Origin of the sequence: Vibrio sinaloensis DSM 21326, assembly GCF_000189275.1 — a bacterium.
Lineage (GTDB): Bacteria > Pseudomonadota > Gammaproteobacteria > Enterobacterales > Vibrionaceae > Vibrio > Vibrio sinaloensis.
Map to the genome: position 1 here is coordinate 28,180 of NZ_AEVT01000072.1, position 18,260 is coordinate 46,439.

Consider the following 18,260-nt stretch of genomic DNA (forward strand, 5'->3'; position numbering starts at 1 on the left):
CGCCAAGCGCAGAGCCGGGATTTGGAGAAAGAAAATGAGCAAAGTTCAAGTAAATAAAGTCGTTGTCGCATACTCTGGCGGTCTAGATACATCAGTCATCATTCCGTGGCTAAAAGAGAACTATGATTGTGAAGTGGTCGCATTTGTTGCTGATGTTGGTCAAGGCGAGGAAGAGCTAGCTGGTATCGAAGAGAAGGCAAAAGCATCAGGCGCATCTGAATGCTACATCGCTGACTTAAAAGAAGAAATGGTTGCTGACTACATTTACCCGACACTTAAAACAGGCGCCTACTACGAAGGAAAATACTTGCTGGGTACGTCAATGGCGCGTCCTATCATTGCGAAGGCTCAAGTTGAAGTTGCACGTAAAGTGGGTGCTGATGCTTTGTGTCATGGTTGTACGGGTAAAGGTAATGACCAAGTGCGCTTTGAAGGGGCATTTGCTGCGCTGGCACCGGATTTACACGTTATCGCACCATGGCGTGAGTGGGACTTAGTGAGCCGTGAAGAGTGTCTAGATTACCTTGCTGAGCGTAATATTCCGTGTACTGCCTCGCTAACGAAAATTTATTCACGTGACGCCAATGCGTGGCACATTTCTACCGAAGGTGGTGTTCTAGAAGATACGTGGAATGCACCAAATGATGATTGCTGGGCATGGACGGTAGACCCAGAACAAGCACCGGATCAAGCAGAATACGTTACCCTTAAAGTGGAAAAAGGAGCGGTTGTTGCGGTTGATGGTGAGACAATGACGCCATACAACGCACTTGTGTACCTTAACGATAAAGGTGTCAAACACGGTGTTGGCCGTATCGATATTGTAGAAAACCGTCTTGTTGGTATGAAATCTCGTGGTTGTTACGAAACTCCGGGCGGCACTATCATGATGGAAGCACTGCGCGCTGTAGAGCAGTTGGTTCTGGATAAAACGGCATTTGAATTCCGCGAAGAGCTTGGCGTGAAAGCATCCCACTTGGTTTACGATGGTCGTTGGTTCACTCCACTATGTAAGTCTATTTTAGCGGCGTCAGAAGAGTTGGCTCAAGATGTGAACGGTGAAGTGGTTGTTAAACTATACAAAGGTCATGCGACAGTCACTCAGAAACGTTCGGACAACAGCCTATACTGTGAAGAGTTTGCTACCTTCGGGGAAGATGAAGTATATGATCAAAGCCATGCTGAAGGCTTTATCCGCCTGTACTCTCTGTCTAGCCGTATCCGTGCGCTAAACAGTCAGAAGAAATAAGCGCCTTAAACTTCATATAGAAAAGCCCGTTTACCTTGGTAAACGGGCTTTTTGTTTATGCCAGTTTACAATTCAAGATAATCAGCCATGAATAAATATGTTAAAAAAATGAATTAATACTTTATTTTTAAATTGATTTGCCGTAAGTTTGAACCATCATAAAATACTGAACTCAATTCAGAGTCTTTTTTAGCAATAGCGCTACTAGCACGATTAGTGAGCACAGGTAATCAGGAGATACGCGATGGCATTATGGGGCGGAAGATTTACCCAAGCGGCAGATACGAGATTTAAAGATTTTAATGACTCATTGCGCTTTGATTACCGACTTGCTGAACAAGATATCGTAGGATCCATCGCTTGGTCAAAAGCCTTATTGTCTGTTGATGTTCTGAGTGAACAAGAGCAGCAAAAGCTTGAGTTAGCCCTAAATGAACTCAAGTTAGAAGTGATGGAAGATCCACATCAGATTTTACGCTCTGATGCAGAAGACATTCACTCTTGGGTCGAGCAACAGTTGATCGGTAAAGTTGGCGATCTGGGCAAGAAACTGCACACAGGTCGTTCACGTAACGATCAAGTGGCGACCGATCTGAAATTGTGGTGTCGTCAGCAAGGGCAGCAACTGCTCATGGCGTTGGATCGTTTGCAGTCTCAAATGGTATCAGTGGCGAAAGAGCATCAAAATACGGTCCTACCGGGCTATACGCACTTACAACGCGCTCAGCCTGTGACGTTTGCGCACTGGTGTCTGGCTTATGTTGAGATGTTTGAGCGCGATTACTCGCGCCTTAGTGACGCGATTGAACGTCTTGATACTTGCCCATTAGGTTCCGGTGCTCTAGCCGGCACCGCTTATCCGATGGACCGTGAAAAACTGGCACATAGCTTAGGTTTTCGTCGTGCAACGCGTAACTCACTCGATTCTGTTTCAGACCGCGACCACGTAATGGAACTGATGTCCGTCGCCTCGATCTCTATGCTTCACTTGTCGCGTCTTGCAGAAGATATGATTTTCTACAATTCAGGCGAGTCAAACTTTATAGAACTGGCCGATACGGTGACTTCTGGTTCGTCGCTGATGCCACAAAAGAAGAACCCAGACGCATTGGAGTTGATTCGTGGTAAAACGGGTCGTGTCTACGGATCATTAGCGGGCATGATGATGACCGTAAAAGCCCTTCCTTTAGCCTACAACAAAGATATGCAGGAAGATAAGGAAGGCCTGTTTGACGCGCTCGATACTTGGAATGACTGTATGGAAATGGCGGCTTTGTGTTTTGACGGCATCAAAGTAAACCAAGAGCGAACGCTTGAAGCGGCGAAGCAGGGCTATGCCAATGCAACTGAGCTAGCAGATTACTTAGTTGCAAAAGGAATCCCATTCCGTGAAGCGCATCATATTGTCGGTGTGGCCGTGGTGGGTGCAATCGCGAAGGGTTGTGCTCTGGAAGAGCTCTCGATTGCAGAGCTACAAGAGTTTTCTTCTGTTATAGACCAAGACGTTTATGACATTCTAACCATTGATTCGTGTCTTGAAAAACGAAGTGCTCTGGGTGGCGTCTCGCCTAAGCAAGTAGCATACGCTGTTGAACAAGCTGAGTCGCGTTTAACTCAACGTGATACGACGACAGTCAAAGTGCGTCCTGCGCGTCTAACGGATATTGAAGCGCTGGAAGGTATGGTCGCATACTGGGCGAACATGGGAGAGAACCTACCGCGTTCGCGTAATGAACTAGTTAGAGACATTGGTTCTTTTGCGGTGGCTGAACATAATGGGGAAGTGACCGGTTGTGCATCTCTGTATGTGTATGATTCAGGTTTAGCTGAAGTCCGTTCTTTAGGTGTTGAAGCTGGTTGGCAAGGACAAGGTCAAGGGACCGCGATTGTTCAGCACTTAGTTGAAAAAGCGCGTCAGATGGCGATTAAAAAGGTCTTTGTTCTCACACGAACGCCAGAGTTCTTTATGAAGCAAAGCTTCCTACCGACCTCAAAATCTTTGTTACCCGAAAAAGTACTCAAAGATTGCGAACAGTGCCCGCGTACTCATGCTTGTGATGAAGTTGCCTTGGAAGTGAATCTCGTTGAGCAATCCATCGCACGATCAAATGTGGCATAAGATACTGACTTTCCAACTGTTTAAAAAAAGATCAAAAAAGATCGTTTAAAGTTGGGAACCTTTTAGGAAAAGCCCGGTCTATTAAAGTACCACTGCTTTTTCTTAGAAGAATCTAAGAGAGCCCCAAGGACAGATTGTCCTTGGGGCTTTTTTTATACTTGAACTTCAGAACTTATCTTATCTTCGTTCTTTCGCGTTAAGGCTTGTTTTTGTTGCGCTTTTGCCAAGGAAGAACAATAAACCGCATCCAAAGATGCAGGGCAAGTAGGCCGTTAAAGGCAAAGCCAGCCATCAATAAAGCGATTGACTCAATGCTTTTGGGGTTGTCTCTAAACAGCCACCACCAGACGATCCAGCAAAGTACGGATAAAACCGTCAGTTGATCCATGCATCGCTTACAGCGACCAATCTTTTTCCAAAACCAATGGTTATTTTTGCAGTATGGGCATGTCATGGTGGGTCGAATTCGGTAACATATCTCGTTATAGAATATCCTAGTCGAATGAGAAAGTAACAAAATGATTGAGCGCCAACACACGAAACAACGTATGAGCCGAATCGTAAAGCACAATGGCACTATCTATTTGTGCGGACAGGTTTGTGCTGACGCAACTCAAGGTATTACTGAGCAGACTCAAACTATGCTTGATAAAGTTGAGCAACTATTGATTGAGGCGGGTAGCGACAAACAGCACATGCTGTCTGCAACCATTTACCTTAAAGACATGAAAGACTTTCAAGAGATGAATGCGGTATGGGATGCGTGGGTGCCTGAAGGGCATGCTCCCGCTCGTGCCTGTGTCACTGCTGATATGGCTCGGGATGCTTTATTGGTTGAGATTTCGGTTATTGCCGCTGAAAAGTAGAGACAAAAAACGAGCCAAATGGCTCGTTTATTACTTGTGAGATCAGCAACCAGGGCCGCAATCTAAACAGTGTTTGATCATTTCAGGTCCTAGATGCAGCTTAGCGTTGAGGTCACGCAGGGCGGTGCGGACACCTTCCTCAATCACAGGGTGATAAAACGGCATATCAAGCATTTCCGATACGGTCATTTGGTTTTGGTGCGCCCAAGCCAGTAAGTGAGCAAGATGTTCAGCATTTGGCCCTATCATCTCAGCACCAAGGAATCGTCCTGTACCTTGCTCTCCGTAGACGTGCAGTACACCTTTGTTGCGCAGCATGACTCGTGAGCGGCCTTGATTTTCAAAAGAGACTTCGCCAGTCGCAAAACAGCCGCAGTTACCTAAACGATCGGTTAACTGTTTGTAGGTTTCACCAACCATGGCAATTTGTGGATCGGAGAAGACCGCTGAAATTGGTGAGCGACGTAAACCTGCTCGAATGTCTGGGAAGCGCCCTGCATTGTCGCCCGCAATTCGACCTTGATCTGCAGCTTCGTGCAATAACGGGATTTGATTACTTGCATCACCAGCAATAAAAATACTATCCACTGAGGTTTGCAGCGTGTAATGATCGGCCGTGGGTACACCACGTTCGTCGAGCTCAATGCTGGTGTTTTCGATAGCCAGTTTGTCAACGTTAGGGCGACGACCTGTCGCTGCGAGTACGTAGTCGACAATGAAAGTCTCTAGCTCGCCATCATGATTGATAAATTGAATTTCGACTTTATCTTGTTCATCTGGTTTGCTGGCGGAAACACGCTTCATACTCTCTATTTTAACATCGGCATCTAAGTAAAATTCTTGTTTAAATGCCTTATCTGCATAGGCCATGACTTGTGGGTCAGTCAAAGGTCCTACTTGACCACCAAGGCCAAACAGTTTTACTTCCACACCAAGGCGATGCAGCGCCTGACCGAGCTCCAAGCCAATAACACCGGGGCCAAACACAGCAACGGATTCTGGTAAGTCATCCCAATCAAATACATCATCATTGATCACGAGGCGATCACCAAGTTCGTTCCAAACGGCTGGGTAGGCGGGACGTGAACCCGTCGCGACGACAATACGCTTTGCACTAATTTGCGTATGGTCATCAACGACTAATGTGTTGTTATCGATAAACTTCGCATAGCCAGAGACTTTATCTTGCTCTGCGATTTCATCGACGCCTTCTAAAACAAAACCGACAAATCGGTCACGTTCACGCTTGACACGATCCATGACTTCTCGACCATTGATGACGGTTTCACCTTGCGGATAAACACCAAAGCCAGGTGCTTTTTCAATTTGATGCACACTCTCTGCTGCCGCAATGAGCAGCTTTGATGGCATACAGCCAACGCGAGCACACGTGGTGCCATAAGGGCCACCTTCGATCAAAACCACACTGTCTGTATGAGCTTTTGCTGCTCGGTATGCACCTAAGCCAGCAGTACCACCGCCAATGATGGCAACGTCAACATTTAACTGTTTCATAATGGACTCTCGATTCTATGCCAGTCGCGCTATGCGGGCTGGGGGAGACAAATCACGGAAATAAACGCTAGGTGTAAGTGCTTATTTATCATTCTAGAAGGGATTTTCTGTCCCCCCGGCAATGAGTACTGTCGAGGGGAGGTGATTGGTGTCGGCTTAGCCTAGGAATGCTTCAAGCTCTTCACTACCACCAATATGTTTTCCGCCGATGAATACTTGTGGCACGGTAGTGCGACCTGAGATTGCACGTAGGCTCACTGTTGTTGCATCTTTACCTAAAATCACTTCTTCATACTGAAGACCGTGATCAATCAGATTTTGTTTCGCCTTTGCACAGAAAGGGCAGCCTGGCTTGGTGAAAACCGTGATTGACTCTTGTGTTTTGTAGTTAGGCGCGACGTGTTTCAGCATAGTATCTGCATCAGATACTTTGAATGGGTCGCCTGGCTCGTTTGGTTCAATGAACATTTTTTCTACCACGCCATTTTTAACTAGCATGCTGTAACGCCATGAACGTTTACCAAATCCAAGATCATTTTTGTCCACTAGCATACCCATGCCGTCGGTGAACTCGCCGTTGCCATCGGGAATAAAAGTGATGTTTTCCGCCTCTTGGTCATGTTTCCAAGCATTCATTACGAAAGTATCGTTAACCGACACGCAGAGAATTTCATCCACACCGTGCTCTTGGAACACAGGGAACAGTTCGTTGTAGCGTGGTAAATGGCTTGATGAACAGGTTGGAGTGAAAGCACCTGGTAGGCTGAATACGATCACCGTTTTGTTCTTAAATAGTTCATCGCTAGTGACATTTACCCAAGCGTCACCCTGACGAGTTGGGAAAGTAACTTGTGGAACGCTTTGACCTTCTTTCGATACGAACATATTAGTTTCCTTTGATTTTTTGTTTAACTTGGTGATGAGTCTTATCAGTGTAGTGGCTGTGCTCTGTTTCGATGGAGTTATTATTAAAGATTTCTTTTGATAGTTATAATCGTTTAATGCTATGGTTTCGATAGATGTTTTCTATCTTAAATTAAGGGGTGAATTCGCCATGAACATTCGGGACTTCGAGTACTTAGTTGCGCTTGCAGAGCACAAGCATTTTCGCAAAGCGGCTGAAGCCTGTTTTGTTAGTCAACCCACGTTAAGTGGTCAAATTCGTAAGTTAGAGGACGAGCTGGGTACGGCGTTATTGGAGCGAAGCAGCCGTCGGGTTTTATTTACCGATGCGGGATTGCAACTGGTCGATCAGGCCAAGCGAATTCTCACCGAAGTGAAGACATTCAAAGACATGGCGAGTGGCCAAGCGGGTGAAATGGTGGGGCCAATGCATATTGGCTTTATCCCTACGGTAGGTCCTTACTTATTGCCGAAGATCGTCCCTATGCTGAAAGAGCAATACCCCGATCTCGAACTGTTTCTTCATGAAGCGCAAACTCACCAGTTAGTCCGTCAATTGGAGGAAGGTAAGCTCGATTGTATGGTGTTGGCTTCTGTCCCTGAAACGTCACCGTTTAAGGAGATAGAGGTGTACAACGAAGCGCTCAGTGTCGCGGTCCCCTGTGGGCATGAGTGGGCTAAGCTCGATGAGGTCGATATGCTAGAACTGAATGGCCGCACAGTCTTGGCTCTTGGTGATGGACACTGTTTAAGAGACCAAGCTTTAGGCTTCTGTTTTGCTGCTGGCGCAAAAGATGATGAACGTTTTAAAGCGACCAGTTTAGAAACGCTGCGTAATATGGTTGCTGCGGGCGCTGGTATCACGTTATTGCCAGAACTTTCCCTACCGAAAGAGAAGCAAAAAGATGGCGTGTGCTATGTGCGAGCAACCAACCCTATCCCGTCGCGCAGTATCGTATTGGCGTATCGACCAGGGTCACCATTACGCAGTCGCTTTGAACAAGTGGCGGGGTCAATTCAAAAGCAGCTTGAACAGTTGCGAGAGCAATAAAAAAGAGGCTGATGGGAGTCACCATCAGCCTCTTTGATTTTCTACTCAGTTAGAAGAGTTCTTCGCTGCCATCTTCAGATGTGTAAATGCTATCTGTCACTTGGCTGGTGGCGTATCTCTTCGGCTCGGTGCCTTCGGCAAAGTACTCAAACATTGAGCTTGCACCGAACTGATTGGTCAACAAACCTGAATCGCGATCGATACGCACGCGGACAATATGCGGTGGTATCACCTTTGTCTCTTCTGGGACACCTTGTAGCGCGGTCTGCATAAAGTCGACCCATGCAGGTTGAGCCGTCTTAGCGCCAGCCTCGGCCCCAGATGTTTGACCTTTGCCCAAGTTGGCATTTTGTGTCGTGCGACCTAGCTTGCGTCTATGGTCATCGAAGCCGACCCAAGCGACAGCGACCATACCCGGAGCATAGCCATTGTACCAAGCGTCTTTCGAGTCGTTTGTGGTTCCCGTTTTACCACCAATATCACGACGTTCGAGTTTCTGAGCACGCCAGCCAGTGCCGTTCCAGCCTGTACCGTCACGCCAGTTACCGCCACCCCAAATGTTGCTGTACATCATTTCTCGGACAAGGAATGCAGTTTGTTCGGAAATCACTTGGGGTGCGTATTGCGGTTTATCCGCATTTTCTTCACCTTGTAGTGCTACGTCTTGCTCTTGAAACTCGTTCGTAATTTCGGGCTGCTCGGCAGTTTCACAGTTCTTACGGCAGATTGTTTTAGGGCTGGCTTCAAATTCGATATCGCCAAATGGCCCTTCGACTTTACTGATATAGAAAGGTTCTACATAGTAACCACCGTTAGCAAAGACCGAGTAACCTTGGGCCATTTTGACTGGTGTTAAACTGCCTGCACCGAGGGCTATGGTCTCAGAACGAGGTAGCTGATCCATACTAAAGCCAAAGCGAGTTAAGTATTGGCGAGTCTCATCCAGGCCAACTTCACGTAACACACGCACTGCCATCACGTTCTTAGATTGTGCCAAACCAATACGCAAGCGAGTTGGACCTACGTAGGTCGGAGGTGAATTCTTTGGACGCCAAGCGGTTCCGTGACCTTTATCCCACTGGTTGATCGGAGCATCGTTGATCAAGCTGGCTAAAGTTAATCCTTTATCAATCGCAGCGGAGTAGATGAATGGTTTGATACTCGAACCAACTTGACGTACAGATTGAGTAGCACGGTTAAACTTGTTGTGGATGAAGTTAAAGCCACCGACTAATGCCAGTACTGCGCCGTTTTCAGGGTTCATCGCGGTAAATGCCGTATTGGCGTTCGGGACTTGGCTCAGTTGCCATAAGGTGACGGGTTCTTCACCGTCAGTTGTCTGCTCGACTTGGCGAACCCAAATTTGTTCACCCGCTGTTAGCACGGATTTCGCCGATTTTGGTGCTGGGCCTTGGCTGTCATCGTTACGGAACTTACGCGCCCATTTGATACCGTTCCATGCCAGTGTTTGTTGGCCTTGATTTTTTACGATAACCGTCGCTTGTTTGCCTGTGACATCAGTCACGACCGCAGGAATCAATTGGCCGTAGCTAGGAACGTTACGGAGTGTTTTGTTGATCTCGTCGATGCTAAGTGGCGATTGTCCATCTTTCCAAAGCACTTTTTCTGCACCGCGGTAGCCATGACGTTCATCGTAAGCGATCAGGTTATTGATAGCCGCATCATTGGCTGCTTGTTGTAACTTAGAATCAACGGTCGTGTAGATGTTCATTCCGGAAGTGTAGGCTTCTTCCTTACCGTATCGAGATACCATCCATGCTCGGGCAAGCTCTGCTACATAGGGCGCATCTAATTCGATTTCTGCACCATGATAGCGGGCCACGATTTGCTCTGAACGTGCTTGGTCGTATTCGTCTTGGGTGATGTAACCTTCGTCCAACATACGCAGTAATACGACATTGCGACGGTGAGTAGCACGTTCAAGTGAATAGATTGGGTTCATCGTCGATGGGGCTTTAGGCATACCGGCTAAGGTCGCAATCTCGCTTAACGTTAGATCTTGTATGTCTTTACCAAAGTAGGTTTGCGCAGCCGCACCAAAACCATAAGAACGATAACCTAAGAAAATCTTATTGACGTAAAGCTCCATGATTTCTTGTTTGCTAAGCATCTGTTCAATGTGAATAGCAATAAAAATCTCTTTTATCTTACGCATTATCTTCTTCTCATTAGACAAGAAGAAATTACGTGCAAGCTGCTGAGTAATGGTACTCGCCCCTTGTTTGGCCGACCCGGAAATCGCAACGACAACTGCCGCACGGGTAATACCGATTGGGTCAATACCAGGGTGTTCATAAAAGCGGCTGTCTTCAGTAGCAATGAGGGCATCAATTAAATGCTGTGGAATCTCATCGTATTTGACAGGTATGCGACGCTTCTCACCAAACTGAGAGATGAGTTTACCGTCTTGACTGAATACCTGCATTGGCGTTTGCAGCTTAACGTCTTTCAGTGTCGCTACGTCTGGTAAATCTGATTTGACATAAAAGTAGAAGCCGAAAATTGTACCGACTCCAAGAATCATGCAAATCAGTGAAAAAATGAACAATCGCTTTATGAACTTCACCGGAGAATCCCTGATTAAATAGGTTCACTGTATGCAAACCCTTGTACTGTAAGCTAAAACCTTAGCTCGTCTGGTTAATGTGTCGTAGGAAACCAGCTATTTACGCATGGAGCTAAGCAACAGCATGGAGCAAAGCATGGGTAAATCTCTAGTTATTGGCATTGATATTGGTCACCACAGTATAAAGGCGGTTGCTCTCAAGCCGTCTAAAGGCACATTAACGCTTGTAAGTTACCGAGAGCTGCCAATTGAATCCGACATTTTCACTGATAACCACATGTTAAATTATCAGAAAATTGTAAAGAAACTCAAAGAACTAAGGAAGGCCTTACCTCTATTTAGTCGCAAAGTTGCGTTAGCAATACCAGACAGCGCTGTAATAAGTAAGGTATTACAAATAGATAGCGAAATTGAGACACAAGAAAGAGAGTTCGCGATTATGCAGGCTTTCTCTCACCAATCGCCTTTCCCTGTTGAGGAACTCAATCTTGATTTTGTCGAAGTAAATAAGACGGGGGCGGGATCAAGTATGTCGAGCTATCAGGTTTATGCCACTCGACGTGATGTGGTCGAAAGCCGGACTCAAGCTTTAGCGAAAGCCGGTTACCAGCCGATTCTAACTGAGGTTCAAGCGCACAGCTTAGCAAATATTTGGCAATTGGCGGCCAGTACGCAGCATAAACGTGACTGGATACTGCTCGATGTGGGATTAACGCAATCGAGCGTATGTATGGATTTGCCGGAAAGAGCCCCCTTCTGTAAGGATATAGCGTTAGGCACTCAACATATTGAAAGCGAAGCAGAGTTTGAACACCTAGCTCACAGCAGTACCGAGCGATTTATCTTTGCTTTGGTAGAAAAGCTCCAGCGCAATATCCAGCTCCTCACGTCGGTACACACCACGCCCATTCAAGGTATTTGGCTATCCGGAGGTGGCGCGGCAACCCCGATGCTGGCCGAAGAAATTGCCCGACGTTTAAATATCGAATGCGAGCTGCTTAATCCATTGAGCCTATTTACCCCTGCAAATGGCAAGGCGACAGTGGGGCAGGCGAATGGCTACGCTTATTCTACGGCAGCTGGTCTGGCGTTGCGAGGTTTGGACTGGTTGGAGCAAGAGCATGCTGCATAGTATCAACCTATTGCCTTGGCGAGAGGCACGAAGAGAAAGCCACAAACGACGATTTTTAGGTTTGGTGATTCTTGGTGTGTTGTGCGCCGTCGCAATGCAGTGGGGGGCGGCTTACTTTCTTCAGCAGCAGACGCAAGATCAACAAGCTCGCTTACACTATCTCAAATCTTATATTGCTCAGCTTGATTCGCAAATCCAGCAACTCAAGCAGGTGGAGCAAGAGCACAAATCACTTCTCACTCGCCTATCCGTGGTGGAAGAGCTGCAAACTCAGCGCAACAAAACCACTAACTTCATGAACACCTTGCCTAGTTTGATCCCTGAAGGTGTTTACGTCGATAAGATCAAAATGAACGGACTACAAGTACGTATGTCTGGCATCAGTGACACGACTTCTCGGCTCGCCACCATGTTAGATAATTTGGAGAGCTCGGCATTGATTCGTGATGTTGATATGCACTCTATTGTTCATGGCAAAGCGCGCTTCGGTAAAAAGTTCCAAACATTCAACGTCTCTTTTTCATTTGTCGTAGAGAGCGCTAAGTCCGCTGGGCAGCCAGGAGGAGAAAATGGCTAGTTATTCTGAACTGGATATTGAAGAAATCGCAGAGTGGCCGCTAGCGTTACAACTGGCGATGATCGTATTGCTGATGATAGTCATTCAAGCGGCTGGCTACTGGTTTTTTCTGCAACCAAAGATCGATCATATCAGTGCCCTGCAACAACAAGAGCAGAGTTTAAAAGCTGCGGCAAGGATAAAAGCCAATAAAGTCGCCACCTTACCTAAGTTACAGGCTCAGCTTGATGAGCTATCAGAGCGCTATGACTACCTATCTCGTCAACTGCCCGTCCAGAAAGAATTGGCTACCATGTTGGCTTCTGTTAATGATGTCGGACTAAAAAACACGTTGACGTTCACCCGAATCGATTGGGGGCAAAAACAGAATCAGCAGTTTTTATATCGCTTGCCACTCAACATTGAACTGACAGGGGATTACCACAACATTGGCGACTTCAGTCAAGCGATTGCTGAGCTACCGCGAATTATCAATTTTGATGACGTTGACTGGCAGCGCGTGAGTCAAGAGAGCAGTACGTTGCATTTTCGAGTTCGGGCTTATACCTATCAGTTCAAACCGGAGGTCGAAGATGAAAGCTAACTATCTCTTACTCATGGCCCTTTTCTCTCTGTTGGGCTGCCAAGCAAATACAGACCCTTTGGATGAGTTTGTCGCTCAAGTGGAACGCAAAGCTCGCCAAGATGTTGTCGATCTTAAGCCCGTCATTGACTTTCAAATTACCCCGTATCAAGCCCATCAACAGCGGGAACCGTTTGTGTTACCTAAAGCGGCTTTGGTACTTAACCAACCCGTCGTCAGCAAAGATTGTTGGCAACCGGCGAAACGAAAAAAAACAAGCCAGTTGGAACGCTACCCGTTAAGCAAACTCAAGCTTAAAGGAGTGATGGGCAGTCAAGGGAGTGTCAGTGCCCTGATACAAACGCCAGCTGGGAATGTGGTTAAGGTGAACACGGGTCAATACATAGGCTTAAACAATGGCAAAGTTACCCATGTTTCAGCCAACTATTTAAAGATTAATGAAACCCTCCCAGATGGATTAGGGTGTTGGAATAAACGCAGCGTTAAGCTTGCGCTCAAGTAGGTGTCGTAGATCGAAATGAAAGGATTAATTCATAGAATAGTGTCTTCACTGCAGGCCAGTTTACTGGTTTGGGCCTTTATATTTTCTGGGCTCAGTTACGCAGAGGAGCAAAGTGCTAATCGTTTGGAAAGCATCGACTTTCGAGTTGATGGTGAACTCAATGGCAAAATTATCGTTCAGCTAGCCACGCCGAGTATTGCCGTTGATATCCAAAAAGCGCAAGAGGGTTTGAGTATCGAACTGATGGATACGTCGGTTAGCGATGACAAACTTCATCTTCTGGATGTCAAAGATTTCGCCACTAATGTCTCTGATATTGAGGTGTTCCGAAAAGAGGGGCGCGTCTTGTTGTTGGCCTCTGTTGAAGGGCAATACAGCTACGAGTATCACCTCAATAGTAACTACCTTGAAGTGGTGGTTAAAAAGCCTAAGCAAGCCGAAGTAAAGCAAGAAAAGAGTATCCTCGAAAAGGAAGGTAAAAAAATCTCGATAAACTTCCAAGACATACCCGTTAGAAACGTTTTGCAGTTGATCGCGGATTACAATGACTTCAATTTGGTGGTGTCTGATTCAGTACAAGGCAACTTAACCTTGAGATTAGATGGCGTACCTTGGCAGCAAGTTTTGGATATCATCTTACAAGTTAAAGGACTTGATAAACGCATTGATGGCAATGTGGTGCTGGTTGCCCCGACGGCTGAGTTAGACCTTAGGGAGCAACAAGCGCTGGAAAAGTCTCGCCTAGAAGAAGAGCTCGGCGATCTCAGTTCAGAAATTATTAAGGTGAAATTTGCGAAGGCATCAGAAATCGCTGAAATGATTGGCGGTAACGGCGCGCTGAGCATGTTGTCTGAGCGAGGTTCCTTGAGTGTCGATGAACGTACTAATGCTTTATTGATTCGTGACTTAAAGGAGAACATTGACGTTATCCGTGACATAATTGATACCTTAGATATTCCAGTAAAACAGGTTCAGATCGAAGCACGTATTGTGACTGTGAATGAAGGTAACTTGGATGAGCTAGGCGTGCGTTGGGGTTTTAGTTCGACCAATGGTAACAATACGGTTGGTGGGTCAATTGAAAGTAACCTATTTCAAGCGGGCTTGTTAGAAGGCGATACCCTCCCAGTCGACGATTTTCTCAACGTGAATCTGGCAGCCACATCGACCACGGCTTCCTCTATTGCTTTTCAAGTTGCGAAACTAGGCTCTGATTTACTGTTGGATTTGGAACTATCAGCTTTGCAACGTGAATCTAAAGCGGAGGTGATTTCTAGCCCACGCTTAATTACCACCAATAAAAAGCCTGCCTATATCGAGCAAGGTACAGAGATCCCTTATCTAGAGTCTTCATCGAGCGGAGCAACCAGTGTTACCTTTAAAAAGGCGGTTCTAAGCTTAAAGGTGACCCCCCAAATTACGCCTGATAATCGCTTAGTCCTTGATCTTAGTGTGACCCAAGACCGCCCAGGCGATGTCGTTAAAACAGGGACCGGTGAAGCGGTCGCGATCAATACCCAACGAATTGGAACCCAAGTTTTGGTCGATAATGGAGAAACCGTAGTTTTAGGCGGTATCTTTCAGCACAGCGTGACCGATACCGTAGATAAGGTGCCATTACTCGGTGATTTACCTGTACTTGGCGCTCTATTTCGTCGTTCTTACCAACAAATGGGCAAGAGTGAGCTGCTGATTTTTGTCACGCCTAAAGTCGTTATTCAGTAAGAATTGGCTGAGGCGAAAAAATAAAGTTGCATTAATGGCACCTTATCTAGATAATTTCGGGTCTTATCACGAATTATCTGTGAGGAATCGGTGCCACAAGCATCTCTATCGCTAGTAACACACTGGCTTTTCTTGTGGCGATGTCATTGAATTAACGTTGTAAATTACTGCTAAACATGGCTGAGAAACGCAATATTTTCCTTGTTGGCCCAATGGGTGCCGGCAAAAGCACTATCGGTAGACACCTAGCTTCACAACTTCATATGGAGTTTGTGGATTCTGATACCGTTATTGAAGAACGTACTGGCGCAGATATCGCTTGGGTATTTGACGTAGAAGGTGAAGAAGGCTTCCGCGATCGCGAGGAAAAAGTGATTAACGACCTGACCGAAGAGCAAGGTATTGTACTTGCGACCGGTGGTGGTTCAATCAAGAGCAAAGAAAACCGCAATCGTCTTTCTGCACGCGGTATTGTTGTTTACCTAGAAACAACGATTGAAAAGCAGCTTGCGCGCACTAACCGCGACAAGAAGCGACCATTATTACAAACTGATAATCCACGTGATGTGCTTGAATCACTTGCTGATGAGCGCAACCCACTTTACGAAGAAATTGCGGATTACACAGTACGTACAGACGATCAAAGTGCAAAAGTGGTAGCCAACCAGATCGTAAAAATGCTAGAAGAACGTTAAGACTTTTTTAGCAACTGGAGAATACCCATGGAACGGATTACGGTCAGCTTAGATGAACGTAGCTATCCAATCTCAATAGGTGCCGGATTATTTAATGATCCGGCCCACCTTTCTTTCTTGTCAGCGAAACAAAAAGTATTAGTGATTTCTAACGTCACTGTTGCTCCTCTTTACGCCGACAAAATCCTCTCTCTTCTCGAACAGCTTGGCTGTGAGGCCTCCTTGTTGGAGCTGCCTGATGGTGAGCAGTACAAATCCCTTGAGACGTTCAACACGGTGATGAGCTACCTGCTTGAAGGTAACTTTGCACGTGATGTGGTTGTCATTGCACTTGGTGGCGGCGTGATAGGTGACTTAGTTGGTTTTGCCGCCGCGTGTTATCAGCGTGGTGTCGACTTTGTCCAGATCCCGACCACTTTGTTGTCTCAAGTCGACTCATCGGTGGGAGGCAAAACGGCCGTTAACCATCCGCTGGGTAAGAACATGATCGGGGCGTTTTATCAGCCTAAAGCGGTGATCATTGATACGGAATGCCTTAAGACATTACCTAAACGTGAGTTTGCGGCAGGCATCGCAGAAGTGATTAAGTACGGCATTATCTATGATCAAGCCTTCTTTGTTTGGCTAGAAGACAATCTCGATAAGCTCTATGCACTTGATGAGCAGGCTCTGACGTACGCAATTGCCCGCTGTTGTGAAATCAAAGCTGAGGTGGTCGCGCAAGATGAAAAAGAAGCGGGAATCCGTGCTTTGCTGAATCTTGGACATACGTTCGGCCATGCAATCGAGGCTGAGCTAGGCTATGGCAAATGGTTACATGGTGAAGCCGTCTCTTCTGGTACGGTCATGGCTGCGAAAACTGCTGAGCTACAAGGACTGATCAACGCGGAGCAATTCGAGCGAATTGTTTCTATACTCAAGAGAGCTCAGTTGCCGGTTCATACCCCTGATAGTATGACGTTCGACGACTTCATGCGTCATATGATGCGTGACAAAAAAGTACTGGCAGGTGAATTACGACTTGTGCTCCCTACAAGTATTGGTACTGCGGAAGTAGTCAAAGGCGTACCTGAGTCTATTATTGAGCAAGCAATTGATTTTGGGCGCGATATTTAATTCTCTCCTCGTGTGATGCCAACCCAGATTTTGGCTTTTGTATTCGTTGTTTAAGCGGCTGAGTTGGTATCTTAGAGTATTGTCTTTAGGATGGCGAAATGAGCATGGCGCATGACTCACATGTGTTACAACTAGACTCTCAGGTTGAACTGCTTGAGCGTCTTCAGCTATTAACCAATTTTGGTTCAAATCTAGTGACTATCGCTGGTGATAATGGAGCAGGTAAAACCTGGCTTGCACAGCGTTATTTAGAAGCGTGGGCGCTAGAAAAGAATCAAGCGTTGCTAATGTGTTTCCCTAATCAGGACGATGAGCAACGTCGAATGACAATTCTCTCGCAGCTGGTTTCTGAACCACTTTTCAATCCTGCGGATTCGATTGCCGAATCGTTCACACGCTTAATGGAAGGAGAAGGCTGTGATGTGGTCATCGCAATAGATGATGCCCATTTATTGTCCGAATCGTTCATTTCTGAGCTGTGGATGTTGGTGCTGGAATCGCAGCAGAACCCGCTGTGGACAGTCAATGTTCTGTTGTTTGCCCAAGTGAATACGCTTGATGCGTTGCTGACGCGCTTAAGTTATGGACAAGAGCATAAGCCCATCGATCTTGAAATTGACCCCCTTTCCCAGCAGGAAGCGGATCGATTCTTTGAACAATTGGTGGTTAGGTATGTCGAAGATGACATGGAAAAGCGGGTGCGGAATGCGTACCGCACAGTCGCTCGCCGTCCTGGCGAGATTATGGCACTAGGGGACCAAAAAGTGGAAAAAAGGATCATTATCCGTTCGATTATCGGCTCACCAATCAACATTGCGTTAGTGGTTGTGGTGCTCCTGTTGCTCATTAGTGCAGGATATTGGTGGATGATGTCTCAACCGACGCCGGATGACAAAGCGCAGCAAATCACTCAGTCCGTTGAGCAGACTGCGATTCCGACTTTCGAGCAAGGTGTTTCAGGCGCCGATGCGACAGGGGAGCAAGCGACAATTCTCGACCCAGAACAAGTTGTCGACCCTGTACTAGCAGCCGCTGAAGATGATTCTCAGTCACTTCCACCATCGGTAACCAATGAAGTTTCCAGTGTCGGCACCGAAGATGACCAACAGCGTGTAGTGATTACGTCTGAAGTGGTCGATGCCTTACTTGAAGACAAACCAGAGTCTGTCGATACCAGCAACATAGAAAAGGTCGTGGAGGAGTCGATTCCTCAAGCAGAGCTACAGAGCGATCCTCAAAATTCCGCGTCGGAGACTCCGACGCCACCAGTCATTAAATTTTCATTCACTAAGCCAGAACTCCAAGCTTTCTCTCCTCGCAGCTACACATTGCAGCTTGCAGCAGTGACAAGCCTCGAAGATGTGCAGTCATTTTTGGATACTCACTCAATTGAGGGGAACGTCTACATCTACCCAACGGTGCGTAATGACGTTGAGTGGTTCATCATCACTTATGAAAATTACCCAACCATTCAAGTTGCACGTGATGCGGTCGAAACCTTGTCGTCAGAACTGCAAAACCTTGAGCCATGGGCAAAATCTCTCAACCAAGTTCAGCGTGAGATTGAACGAGGCAGCCAAGACAACTAGAAAGCGCGATTAAGCTAGAAAATAGTCTGAGATTAATTGCAAAATATGTTA

At 46.5% G+C, this 18,260-nt stretch carries 16 protein-coding genes; 12 read left to right on the forward strand and 4 right to left on the reverse strand.

What is annotated here, in order from left to right:
• Positions 1-34 precede the first annotated feature (34 nt).
• Positions 35-1,249 (forward strand): argininosuccinate synthase, encoded by a 1,215-nt coding sequence (locus RH45_RS12655; protein ID WP_008077740.1) that lies wholly within the window; start codon positions 35-37, stop codon positions 1,247-1,249.
• A 244-nt stretch (positions 1,250-1,493) separates the two neighbouring features.
• Positions 1,494-3,368 carry an argininosuccinate lyase gene (argH, locus tag RH45_RS12660; protein ID WP_008077743.1) on the forward strand — a complete coding sequence of 625 codons (1,875 nt, stop codon included), beginning with the start codon at positions 1,494-1,496 and terminating at the stop codon, positions 3,366-3,368.
• A 196-nt stretch (positions 3,369-3,564) separates the two neighbouring features.
• Here the strand turns inward: argH and RH45_RS12665 are convergent, their stop codons facing one another.
• Complete coding sequence (locus RH45_RS12665; RefSeq protein ID WP_039958594.1) at positions 3,565-3,822, reverse strand: DUF3624 domain-containing protein; 258 nt, start codon at positions 3,820-3,822, stop codon at positions 3,565-3,567.
• Between the two features lie 64 nt (positions 3,823-3,886).
• Here RH45_RS12665 and RH45_RS12670 point away from each other — a divergent pair, with 64 nt between their 5' ends.
• Positions 3,887-4,234 (forward strand): RidA family protein, encoded by a 348-nt coding sequence (locus RH45_RS12670; protein ID WP_008077747.1) that lies wholly within the window; start codon positions 3,887-3,889, stop codon positions 4,232-4,234.
• 42 nt (positions 4,235-4,276) lie between these two features.
• Here RH45_RS12670 and RH45_RS12675 read toward each other — a convergent pair whose 3' ends face one another.
• Positions 4,277-5,749, reverse strand: coding sequence for a dihydrolipoyl dehydrogenase (locus RH45_RS12675; RefSeq protein ID WP_008077749.1), 1,473 nt, complete (start codon positions 5,747-5,749; stop codon positions 4,277-4,279).
• A 156-nt stretch (positions 5,750-5,905) separates the two neighbouring features.
• Entirely contained in the window at positions 5,906-6,634 is a 729-nt protein-coding gene (locus RH45_RS12680) for a redoxin family protein (RefSeq protein ID WP_008077750.1), read from the reverse strand.
• Positions 6,635-6,803: 169 nt separating this feature from the next.
• Here RH45_RS12680 and oxyR point away from each other — a divergent pair, with 169 nt between their 5' ends.
• On the forward strand, positions 6,804-7,703 hold the full coding sequence (gene oxyR / locus RH45_RS12685; protein ID WP_008077752.1) for a DNA-binding transcriptional regulator OxyR: 900 nt from the start codon (positions 6,804-6,806) through the stop codon (positions 7,701-7,703).
• 49 nt (positions 7,704-7,752) lie between these two features.
• Here the strand turns inward: oxyR and RH45_RS12690 are convergent, their stop codons facing one another.
• A complete protein-coding gene (locus tag RH45_RS12690; protein ID WP_008077754.1) occupies positions 7,753-10,290 on the reverse strand; it encodes a penicillin-binding protein 1A in 2,538 nt (845 codons plus the stop codon).
• A gap of 136 nt (positions 10,291-10,426) precedes the next feature.
• Here RH45_RS12690 and pilM point away from each other — a divergent pair, with 136 nt between their 5' ends.
• From pilM to RH45_RS12730, 8 genes are all read left to right on the forward strand, one after another.
• Positions 10,427-11,422 (forward strand): type IV pilus assembly protein PilM, encoded by a 996-nt coding sequence (pilM, locus tag RH45_RS12695; RefSeq protein WP_039958605.1) that lies wholly within the window; start codon positions 10,427-10,429, stop codon positions 11,420-11,422.
• Entirely contained in the window at positions 11,412-11,999 is a 588-nt protein-coding gene (locus RH45_RS12700) for a PilN domain-containing protein (protein ID WP_008077757.1), read from the forward strand. The genes pilM and RH45_RS12700 overlap by 11 nt, the downstream gene beginning before the upstream one ends.
• Positions 11,992-12,582 (forward strand): type IV pilus inner membrane component PilO, encoded by a 591-nt coding sequence (locus RH45_RS12705; RefSeq protein WP_008077759.1) that lies wholly within the window; start codon positions 11,992-11,994, stop codon positions 12,580-12,582. Before RH45_RS12700 ends, RH45_RS12705 begins: the two co-directional genes overlap by 8 nt.
• Positions 12,572-13,084: a pilus assembly protein PilP gene (locus RH45_RS12710; protein WP_008077760.1), complete on the forward strand. Its 513-nt coding sequence runs from the start codon at positions 12,572-12,574 to the stop codon at positions 13,082-13,084. Before RH45_RS12705 ends, RH45_RS12710 begins: the two co-directional genes overlap by 11 nt.
• Positions 13,085-13,099: 15 nt before the next feature.
• A complete protein-coding gene (locus tag RH45_RS12715) occupies positions 13,100-14,809 on the forward strand; it encodes a type IV pilus secretin PilQ (RefSeq protein ID WP_039958599.1) in 1,710 nt (569 codons plus the stop codon).
• Positions 14,810-14,985: 176 nt separating this feature from the next.
• Entirely contained in the window at positions 14,986-15,504 is a 519-nt protein-coding gene (gene aroK, locus RH45_RS12720; RefSeq protein ID WP_008077764.1) for a shikimate kinase AroK, read from the forward strand.
• A gap of 27 nt (positions 15,505-15,531) precedes the next feature.
• Entirely contained in the window at positions 15,532-16,620 is a 1,089-nt protein-coding gene (gene aroB / locus RH45_RS12725; RefSeq protein WP_008077766.1) for a 3-dehydroquinate synthase, read from the forward strand.
• A 98-nt stretch (positions 16,621-16,718) separates the two neighbouring features.
• On the forward strand, positions 16,719-18,209 hold the full coding sequence (locus RH45_RS12730) for an SPOR domain-containing protein (RefSeq protein WP_008077768.1): 1,491 nt from the start codon (positions 16,719-16,721) through the stop codon (positions 18,207-18,209).
• Positions 18,210-18,260: the final 51 nt, after the last annotated feature.

Coding starts and splice junctions, on each gene's coding strand:
- RH45_RS12655 (WP_008077740.1), top strand. CDS start 35: ATGAGCAAAGTTCAAGTAAATAAAGTCGTTGTCGCATACTCTGGCGGT.
- argH (WP_008077743.1), top strand. CDS start 1,494: ATGGCATTATGGGGCGGAAGATTTACCCAAGCGGCAGATACGAGATTT.
- RH45_RS12665 (WP_039958594.1), bottom strand. CDS start 3,822: ATGACATGCCCATACTGCAAAAATAACCATTGGTTTTGGAAAAAGATT.
- RH45_RS12670 (WP_008077747.1), top strand. CDS start 3,887: ATGATTGAGCGCCAACACACGAAACAACGTATGAGCCGAATCGTAAAG.
- RH45_RS12675 (WP_008077749.1), bottom strand. CDS start 5,749: ATGAAACAGTTAAATGTTGACGTTGCCATCATTGGCGGTGGTACTGCT.
- RH45_RS12680 (WP_008077750.1), bottom strand. CDS start 6,634: ATGTTCGTATCGAAAGAAGGTCAAAGCGTTCCACAAGTTACTTTCCCA.
- oxyR (WP_008077752.1), top strand. CDS start 6,804: ATGAACATTCGGGACTTCGAGTACTTAGTTGCGCTTGCAGAGCACAAG.
- pilM (WP_039958605.1), top strand. CDS start 10,427: ATGGGTAAATCTCTAGTTATTGGCATTGATATTGGTCACCACAGTATA.
- RH45_RS12700 (WP_008077757.1), top strand. CDS start 11,412: ATGCTGCATAGTATCAACCTATTGCCTTGGCGAGAGGCACGAAGAGAA.
- RH45_RS12705 (WP_008077759.1), top strand. CDS start 11,992: ATGGCTAGTTATTCTGAACTGGATATTGAAGAAATCGCAGAGTGGCCG.
- RH45_RS12710 (WP_008077760.1), top strand. CDS start 12,572: ATGAAAGCTAACTATCTCTTACTCATGGCCCTTTTCTCTCTGTTGGGC.
- RH45_RS12715 (WP_039958599.1), top strand. CDS start 13,100: ATGAAAGGATTAATTCATAGAATAGTGTCTTCACTGCAGGCCAGTTTA.
- aroK (WP_008077764.1), top strand. CDS start 14,986: ATGGCTGAGAAACGCAATATTTTCCTTGTTGGCCCAATGGGTGCCGGC.
- aroB (WP_008077766.1), top strand. CDS start 15,532: ATGGAACGGATTACGGTCAGCTTAGATGAACGTAGCTATCCAATCTCA.
- RH45_RS12730 (WP_008077768.1), top strand. CDS start 16,719: ATGAGCATGGCGCATGACTCACATGTGTTACAACTAGACTCTCAGGTT.